This window comes from Rhizobacter sp., from assembly GCF_031412495.1.
Lineage (GTDB): Bacteria > Pseudomonadota > Gammaproteobacteria > Burkholderiales > Burkholderiaceae_C > Schlegelella_A.
Map to the genome: position 1 here is coordinate 1 of NZ_JANODC010000274.1, position 8,006 is coordinate 8,006.

Below are 8,006 nucleotides of genomic sequence, written 5' to 3' on the forward strand. Positions count from 1 at the left end.
GCGCGATCCGCTGCGGGCCCGAGGCGCGGGCGCTGGCGTCGGGGCCGCCGCTCGATGTCGCCTACGAGGCCGGTGGGCGCCGCTGCGACATCGACGACTTCATCCGGCGCTACCCCGCGACGGGCCTGCTGATCCTGCATCGCGGCCAGGTCGTCTGCGAGCGCCATGCCCTGGGTCACACGCCAGAGACGCGGTGGATCTCGTTCTCGATGGCCAAGTCGATCACGTCGACGCTGCTCGGCGTGGCGCTGCACGAAGGGCTGTTCGAAAGCCTGGACGACCCGGTCGTGCAGACGGTGCCGCGGCTGCGCGGCTCGGCCTACGAGGGCGTGCGCATCCGCGACGTGCTGCAGATGAGCACCGGTGTCGGCTGGGTCGAGACGTATCTCGACCCCGCATCCGACCGGCGCAGGCTCATGGCGCTTCAGGTCGAGGAGCGTCCCGGCGTCGTGCTCGACTACCTGGCAGGCCTGCCGCGCGTGGCCGAGCCCGGCACGCACTTCAACTACAACACCGCCGAGACCTTCCTGCTCGGCGCTATCCTCGCCGGCGCCATCCGCCGGCCGCTTTCGGACTACCTCGCGGAGAAGATCTGGCAACCCTGCGGCATGGAGTCCGCGGCCTACTGGCAGCTCGAATCGGACGGCGGTCAGGAGTTCGCGGGCAGCGGCCTCAGCGCCACCTTGCGCGACTACGCCCGCTTCGGGCTGTTCGTGCTGGCCGACGGCGTCGTCGCGGGCCGGCGCCTGCTGCCGGAGGGGTGGATGGCGGCGTCCACGGCGGTCGTGCCCGGCTCTACGCTCGCGCCGCCCGGAGGGCTGCCGGGGTACGAACCGCTCGGCTACGGCTACCAGTGGTGGACCTTCCCGCATCTCGCCCCCCGGCGCGTCTTCGGCGCGCTCGGCATCTTCGGCCAGCAGATCCACGTCGACGTCGACGCGGCTGTGGTCATCGTCGTGCACGGCGCGTGGCCGCAACCGGTGCACGACCCCAGCCGGCTGGAGAGCTACACCTTCTTCGAGGCGGTGACGGAGGCGCTGAGCAGGCGCTGACGCGTGCCGCCGCCGGCCCGGGCGGTACGGCCGGGAATCTAGGTCGCCGAAGCCAAGGACACTGCGGTCGGCAAGGTCACGACGAAGCGACTGCCGCGGCCGGCGCCGGCGCTGTGCACCACGACGGAGCCGCGGTGAGCCGACACGAGCTCGTGCACGATGGCCAGCCCGAGCCCGAATCCGCCGTTGCCCACGCCGCCATCATCGACCTGCGCGAACGGCTTGAACACGTTCGGCAAGGCCCCGGAGGGAAGGCCGATGCCGCTGTCCGAAACGCTGACGCGCACGGCTTCCGTGTCGCTCGATGCGACCAGGTCGATCGCACCGCCGTCGGGCGTGTAGCGGCTGGCGTTGTCGAGCAGGTTGCCGAGCACCTGGGCCAGGCGGACGGGATCGCCGCAGACGTTCAAGGGGGCATCGGCGACGACCGACGCGAAGCGCTGGCGCTTGCGCTCGATCGTCGGCAGGCTGGCTTCTACCGCGGTCGAGATGACGTCGCGCAGGTCGAAGATCGAGCGGTCGAGCCCGAGCTTGCCCGTGGCGACCCGGGACACGTCCAGCAAGTCGTCGACGAGCCGGGCCAGGTGCAGCGATTGGCGGCCGATGATGGCGCGCAGCTTCGCCGTGCTGAGCGGATCGGCGGCGACGCGGCCGAGCGTTTCCGCGGCGACGAGGATCGGCTGGAGCGGACGACGCAGCTCGTGCGAGACGATCGCCATGAACTCGACCTGGATGCGCAAGGCCTCCTCGGCGGTCGCTGCAGCGCGATCCGCAGCAGCCGCACGAGCGAGCAGTCGACGATTGTCGGCTTCCAGGGAACGCACCCGATCGACCTGGGCCGCGAGCGCGATTTCGTAATGCAGCGCGCCGTTCCCGGCATTGTGGGCGAGCTTGATCAATTGAGCGCTCGGGGTCGGTGAAACGCGAAGGCGCCCAGTGTCGAAGGCACTGCCTGGACCGTCTGTGCGGCAGCGCACGCAGTGCGTACGCGTCGGGGCAATGCGCAGGCCCGCTCGACGAACGGTGTCGCGCCGGCCTACAGCAGCCGAGCGTAGGCGCCGCAGTCGGCGGCGTAGCAGGCGCACGATGCCGCCTCGAGCCCCGGCCGGTCGAGCACGGTCAGGTGGCCGCGCCGGTACTCGATCAGCGCGTCGGCCTGGAGGAGCGCCGCGGCGCCGCTGATGCCGGCGCGGCGGACGCCGAGCATGTGGGCGAGGAACTCGTGGGTGACAGGAAAGCTCGACGAGTGGGCGCGGTCCTGGCTCATCAGCAGCCAGCGCGCGAGCCGCCGACCGATCGGGTGGAAGCGCAGGCAGGCCGCCGAGAGCGACTGCTGCGCCATCAGCACGTAGACGTAGCGTCCGAGCGCAGCTCGCAGGGCCGGGCTTTGCGCCAGCTCGGCGTCGAGCGCGTCGGCACCGATCCGCCAGGCCATGCCCGCGCCTTGCACCAGGGCGCGCTGCGGCGAGATGGGCACGCCCAATGCGAGGTGGGCGCCGAGCAGCCCCTCGTTGCCGATCATGCCCACTTCGACTCCGGGCGTTCCACCCGCCTCGGCGAGGAGGGAGACGAAGCCTTCGGTCGGAAACCAGGCGTGCCGCGTCGGCTGTCCCGCTTCGCACAGCTCCGCCGACAGCACCAGCGGCACCGGCTCGCAGGCGGCGATCAGGCGCAGGCGGTCGCGGCGGGGAAGGCGATCGAGAAGATGGTTCGTCGCGGCGGGGGAGGAAGGCGAAGGCAAGGCCTCCGAGTCTGTACGGCGGGCGACGCCGTCACCGTCTGCCAGCGCACATAGCTGCGAGAGGGCGGGGGCTGCCGCATCAGGCAGGCAGCAGCCGGTCGTACTCCTTCTTGACGACGGCATAGCACTCGCAGGTGAGGCGCTCGAGCCCGGCCCGGTCGAGCACCGCGATGCGGCCGCGCGCGTAGCGGATCAGGCCGGACTTCTGCAGCTTCAGCGCGCCCTCGGTCACGCCTTCGCGTCGCACACCGAGCATGTTGGCGATCAGCTCCTGCGTCATGACGAGCTCGTTGCCCTCCAGGCGGTCGAGGCTCAGCAGGAGCCAGCGGCACAGCTGCTGGTCGAGCGAATGGTGGCGATTGCAGACCGCCGTCTGCGCCATCTGCGTGAGCAGCGCCTGGGTGTATCGCAGCAGCAGGTGAAGCACCGGCATGCGGGTGAACTCGTCCTTGATGGCCTGCGAGGTCATGCGGAAGCTCTTGCCCGCGCTCTGCACGACGGCCCGGCTGGGCGTCGACCCGCCGCCCATGAACAGCGAGACGCCGACCAAGCCCTCGTTGCCGACCACGGCGATCTCCGCCGATGCGCCGTTTTCCATCACGTAGAGCAGCGAGACGATCGCGGTGGTGGGGAAGTAGACGTGCGTCAGCGTCTCGCCGGATTCGTACATGACCTGGCCGAGCGGCATGTCGAAGGGCTCGAGCAGCGGCAGCCAGCGTTGCCACGTCTCCTCCGGCAGCGCGGCGAGGAGGCGGTTGGTGAGGGGCTGGGCGGCGGCGGGCATAGGCGGGCCGGACGCGCGATCGGCATGGGCCCGGAGTCTTCGACTCTATGTCACCTGTCGTACGCCGACTGTGCGCTAGCGAACCAAGCGCGGGCGGCGCAACAGGGCGACGAGCAGGAGACGTGCGAGCGGGTCGGCGTCGCTCCTTGCGCCCCCCGCCGTCTTGGGTGGAAGATCCGCTTCCCGACGACAAGGGCAGGGGCCTTTAACCATGATCTCCATCGCACGCCGGCAACTCGTCACCGGCATGGGCGCCGTGGTCGCCGCCGGCGCCATCGGTCCCGTGGCGCCCGCCGCCATGTCTCGGGCAACTCCGCCGGGCAGCCCTACCTGACCAACGTGATGAGCAAGTTCATGAACCTGGGCTCCTGCTCGAGCAGGTGCTGACCATGGCGACCGCGACCCCGGCGAAGATCATCAACCGCATCGCGAAGCACGGCACGCTGCAGGTCGGCGCGCCGGCCGATGCGACGCCGCTCGAGGTGGTGAACGGACCGGTCGAGTTCGTCGACACGCGGAACAACAAGCGGCAGGGGAAGGTGTTCACCAGGCCGACGAACACGGTGACGGCGGGGGTCGCGTTCGGGCAGCCGCACCAGGCGCCGTTCTCGACCCGGTGGTCGCAAGGTGCTTGACACGAGCCGGATCGAGACCCGCTACGCGAAGAGCGGTGAGCTGAACATCGCGTACCAGGTGTTCGGCACCGGAGCGGTGAACCTGGTGCTCATTCCCGGCTGGGCCTCGAACGTCGAGAACATCTGGACGCTGAGCGCGTTTGCATCCTTCGCGGACAAGCTGGCGCAGTTCGCGCGAGTCATCCTGCTCGACCGGCGCGGAACGGGACTGTCCGACCCCGTCGTGAACCCGCCGACCCTCGAGGAGCGCATGGACGACGTGCGAGCGGTGATCGACGCGGCCGGTTGGGAGCGCGCCGCCATCCTTGGCATATCCGAGGGCGGACCGATGGCGATGATGTTCGCCGCGACCTACCCCCATCGTGTGCCGGCATTGGTGCTGTACGGCACGTTCGCCCGCTTCAGCCGCGCCGACGACTACCCGCACGGTTACCCGGCCAAGGTGAACGAGCAGTGGGTTGCCGGGCTGGAGGCCACCTGGGGCACCGGCGAGCTGTCGCGTTCCTTCGCGCCGAGCTCGGCGGCCGACGCGGCCGCCATGCGCAACCTGGCGCGGCTGGAACGCATGGCGATGAGTCCCGGAACCGCACGCAAGCTGTTCGGTCTCCTGACGCAGACGGATGTGCGGCACGTGCTCGCGGCCATCCGGGTCCCGACGCTGATCCTCCATCGCGTCGGCGACCAGCCCGTGCGTGTGGGGCACGCCCGCTACCTGGCCGAGCGCATCGCCGGCGCGAAGTACGTCGAGCTGGCCGGAGACGATCACCTGCCGTTCGTCGGGAACGTGGATGCGATGCTCGACGAGGTGCGCGAGTTCCTCACCGGCGAACGCGCGTCGCCCGATTCCGACCGCATCCTGACGACCATTCTTTTCTGCGACATCGTCGACTCCACGCAACGTGCGACCGAGCTCGGGGACCGTGAGTGGAAGCAGTTGCTGTCGAGGTTCTACGTCCTGGTCGACGAGAAGCTGCACCACTTCCGTGGGCGCAAGCTCGACACCGCCGGCGATGGCCTGTTCGCGGCATTCGATGGCCCGGCGCGCGCCGTGCGCTGCGGCATGGCGCTGGCGGAAGGCGTCGCCTCGCTGGGGGTGCGGCTGCGGGTGGGCGTGCACACCGGGGAATGCGAGGTGCTCGGCGAGAAGTACAGCGGGATTGCGGTTCACCTCGGCGCGCGCGTCGCGTCGGCGGCAGAACCCGGCCAGGTGCTCGTCTCGTCGACCGTGAAGGACCTCGTCGTCGGTTCGGGCCTGCACTTCGAGGACCTCGGCCCGCGCACGCTCAAGGGGGTGCCCGACCCGTGGCGTCTCTTTGCCGTTGCGCGTGGCTGAGGGGAGACGCCCGGTCTCCGGTCGTCAAGTTCTCTCCGGCACGCGCCTGCGGCGCTGCCGTGTGCGGCTTGCTCAGTCGGCGCGGCTCACTTGCAGTTCTCGTGCATCGCCTGCATCTTCTGGCGCATTTCCGGCTTCATCGTTTCCATGTGCGCCTGCATCGCCTGCAGCTCCGCAGGCGACTTCCCGCTCATCATCTTCCTGTGCCTCTCGCACATGGCCTGCGGGTCCGATGTTCCCGTGCTCGCGTGAGCGTGGGCCTCGCCCTTCTCGGGCGCGGCGGCACAGCCGGCCAAGGCCACGGCGAGAAGCGCCGAGGAGATTGCGGGCATGACTCGTGATATCAGCTTCATGGGACGTCCTTGCGGGTGAGTGTCTGTCGAGCGGGGATTCGCGCATCCCTACCCTAAGGCTGTCCGCGGCCAGCGAGTTGACCTATATCAAGGGCAGCCGTGCGGCGGCCGAGTCGTTGATGCACCTCCAGGGAAGGCGAGCTGCCCCGGACTAGGCTTGCCGGTGTCATCGCATCGCGCCATCGCGTTTCCACAGAGAGGGCTCGCCGCCATGAGAACGATCCCCACCATTTCCGCATCGCTCGTCATCGCGTGCTCCGCCCTGGCGGGTATCGCGCAGGCGCAGCCAGCTGCCCGTGCGCCGCCACGAGCCGCCGCGTCGATGCCGCACGAGTGTGCCCAGCCCATGGTCAAGCACAGCCACGCCGGCGACAAGGGGGAGCCCGGTGAAGGCTGCGAAGTCCGGCCCGTGCGCTCCGCACACCTCCGTTCCCCCCAAGAGCGACAAGAGGAGGCACGATCACGCGCGCGACGCCAAGTGACGGAGCCGAACCGCCTGGAGGGGAAGAGGGCTCAGCGGAAGGCGAACGCGAGTTAGGAGCCTCCACAGGCCGCTGGCTCGACGTGCCGTAGGACGTCTTCGCGTTCGCGGGATCACAAAGCCGCGTCGCAGCCACCGGCCCGCGGCACGGCACCCTGATTGCCCGACCGGAGGTTCCTCAACCCTGCAGGAGACATCCATGCAAGCGAAACTGATCATTGCCATCGCCGCGGCCGCCCTGGCCGGCGCCGCGCAGGCGCAGACCACGGGCAGCACGGCCAGAGAAGCAGCCCGGGACACCGGCGCCGCTGCCAAGGCCGCCGTGACCCCGGGTGACCAGAACATGGGCCGCACCCCCAACAACCGCAGCGGCGGCGTCATGGGCAACGACCAGCCCGCCGGCGCTGCCGGCCGCGCCGCCGAAGCGGCCGTCACCCCGGGCGACCAGAACATGGGCCGCAATCCCGGCAACCGCAGCGGCGGTCTGATGGGCACCGACCGCACCACCCGGACCGACACGGGGACGACCAGCGGCAGCCTGCCCGCGCGCGCCGACCGCAACTGACAAAAGAAGGGCGCGCGAGCCGAACGAGCGCGGCCGGGAGGCCGCCGGTTCGCGCTGATCCTTCATCCCTCTTACCGGGCGAGGCGCTTCGCGGCGTCTCGCCCGGCTTCACGTTCGGGGCCGCAGTTCGCTACTTCTTCTCGAGCAGCAACTGGCCCGCCTTCTGCAGGCGATTCCTGAACGCGCTCGCGATCAGGCCGAGCACGCCGGGCAGGTGGAGCTCCATGGTCACCGCCGCGTCGCCGACATCGACGACACCGGTGATCGTCTGCGCCAGCGCCGAGACGCTGAAGACGAGCCGATCTCGTTCCCAACGTTCGCTGCACCGGCCACTGCCGCCCGGCAAGCCGCGGAGCGTCTTCGCGAACCCGGTCTCGATGCGACGGCGCGCCTCGGCGCGGCCGAGCTGGTGCGGAATGCTGACGGTGAGCGGCGTCGTCATGGGCGAGAGGGTGCCGTGACGGGCGGCTCGGTGCAAACGCTTCCCCTTGCCGGGCGTGTGGCGAAACGCGCTTGCCCAGCGCGCGCAACACCGCGCGTCACTTCGGCGGCGCAGCAGCGGGTGCCGGAAGAGGTATCGGCAAGATGTTGGCGATCCGCCAGCCGGCAGCGGTCTTCACGAGGGTCTGGTTCATAAGAAACGGCGCGTCAGTGGCCGGCTGGCCCGGGGCCCCGATGTTGAAGGTGATCGGGACATGGAGCTGTGCGGTCGTCTCGCTGACCAGGACCGTCTTCAGGTTCACCATGTCCGGTGAGAGCTTCCAGGTGCCCTGATAGAGGGAGTCGAACCGCTTGAGCGCCGCATCGCGCCCCCAGACCGGCGCGCCTCGGGTGACCCAGAGGAAGTTCGGCGAATCGAGAAGCAGCTCGCGCACGCCAGCGATGTCATGCGAGTTTTGCGCCTTCACGAACTGATCGAAGACCGCCCGTACGTCGTCCTCTCCGGCCGCGCTCGCCATGGCCGATGAGAACGCCAGGAGGCCGGCAACGAGCAAGCTTCGATTGAAGTCTGTACGTCGAGGGTAAACGAGGGTCGGTGCATTCATCGTCGTCTCCAGAAGG

General features: G+C 69.6%; 9 protein-coding genes and 1 pseudogene. 4 read left to right on the top strand and 6 right to left on the bottom strand.

What is annotated here, in order from left to right; translation table 11 throughout:
- A partial coding sequence (locus AC30N0_RS10360; RefSeq protein WP_489517837.1) for a serine hydrolase domain-containing protein occupies positions 1 to 1,052 on the top strand: 1,052 nt, incomplete at its 5' end.
- A gap of 38 nt (positions 1,053 to 1,090) precedes the next feature.
- On the opposite strand, the gene AC30N0_RS10365 is transcribed toward AC30N0_RS10360, so the two are convergent.
- From AC30N0_RS10365 to AC30N0_RS10375, 3 genes are all read right to left on the bottom strand, one after another.
- A complete protein-coding gene (locus AC30N0_RS10365) occupies positions 1,091 to 1,951 on the bottom strand; it encodes a sensor histidine kinase (protein WP_489517838.1) in 861 nt (286 codons plus the stop codon).
- Between the two features lie 137 nt (positions 1,952 to 2,088).
- A complete protein-coding gene (locus AC30N0_RS10370) occupies positions 2,089 to 2,793 on the bottom strand; it encodes a Crp/Fnr family transcriptional regulator (RefSeq protein ID WP_489517839.1) in 705 nt (234 codons plus the stop codon).
- Between the two features lie 79 nt (positions 2,794 to 2,872).
- A complete protein-coding gene (locus AC30N0_RS10375; protein ID WP_489517840.1) occupies positions 2,873 to 3,577 on the bottom strand; it encodes a Crp/Fnr family transcriptional regulator in 705 nt (234 codons plus the stop codon).
- A gap of 323 nt (positions 3,578 to 3,900) precedes the next feature.
- Between AC30N0_RS10375 and AC30N0_RS10380 the strand changes: the two are divergent.
- Together AC30N0_RS10380 and AC30N0_RS10385 are read left to right on the top strand one after the other, a co-directional pair.
- Positions 3,901 to 4,212: pseudogene (locus AC30N0_RS10380) on the top strand (amidohydrolase family protein); the annotation flags it as partial.
- Positions 4,205 to 5,545, top strand: coding sequence for an adenylate/guanylate cyclase domain-containing protein (locus AC30N0_RS10385; RefSeq protein WP_489517841.1), 1,341 nt, complete (start codon positions 4,205 to 4,207; stop codon positions 5,543 to 5,545). The pseudogene AC30N0_RS10380 and the gene AC30N0_RS10385, both read left to right, overlap by 8 nt.
- A gap of 86 nt (positions 5,546 to 5,631) precedes the next feature.
- On the opposite strand, the gene AC30N0_RS10390 is transcribed toward AC30N0_RS10385, so the two are convergent.
- Positions 5,632 to 5,877: a hypothetical protein gene (locus AC30N0_RS10390; RefSeq protein ID WP_489517842.1), complete on the bottom strand. Its 246-nt coding sequence runs from the start codon at positions 5,875 to 5,877 to the stop codon at positions 5,632 to 5,634.
- Positions 5,878 to 6,578: 701 nt separating this feature from the next.
- Here AC30N0_RS10390 and AC30N0_RS10395 point away from each other — a divergent pair.
- Positions 6,579 to 6,944 carry a hypothetical protein gene (locus AC30N0_RS10395; RefSeq protein ID WP_489517843.1) on the top strand — a complete coding sequence of 122 codons (366 nt, stop codon included), beginning with the start codon at positions 6,579 to 6,581 and terminating at the stop codon, positions 6,942 to 6,944.
- A 130-nt stretch (positions 6,945 to 7,074) separates the two neighbouring features.
- On the opposite strand, the gene AC30N0_RS10400 is transcribed toward AC30N0_RS10395, so the two are convergent.
- Positions 7,075 to 7,386, bottom strand: coding sequence for a polyhydroxyalkanoic acid system family protein (locus AC30N0_RS10400; RefSeq protein WP_489517844.1), 312 nt, complete (start codon positions 7,384 to 7,386; stop codon positions 7,075 to 7,077).
- A gap of 97 nt (positions 7,387 to 7,483) precedes the next feature.
- The coding region (locus AC30N0_RS10405) for a YybH family protein (RefSeq protein WP_489517845.1) at positions 7,484 to 8,006 on the bottom strand (523 nt) is incomplete at its 5' end.

Excerpts from the sequence above, each read along its gene's own strand:
- AC30N0_RS10375 (WP_489517840.1), bottom strand. The coding sequence starts at position 3,577 with ATGCCCGCCGCCGCCCAGCCCCTCACCAACCGCCTCCTCGCCGCGCTG.
- AC30N0_RS10390 (WP_489517842.1), bottom strand. The coding sequence starts at position 5,877 with ATGCCCGCAATCTCCTCGGCGCTTCTCGCCGTGGCCTTGGCCGGCTGT.
- AC30N0_RS10395 (WP_489517843.1), top strand. The coding sequence starts at position 6,579 with ATGCAAGCGAAACTGATCATTGCCATCGCCGCGGCCGCCCTGGCCGGC.
- AC30N0_RS10400 (WP_489517844.1), bottom strand. The coding sequence starts at position 7,386 with ATGACGACGCCGCTCACCGTCAGCATTCCGCACCAGCTCGGCCGCGCC.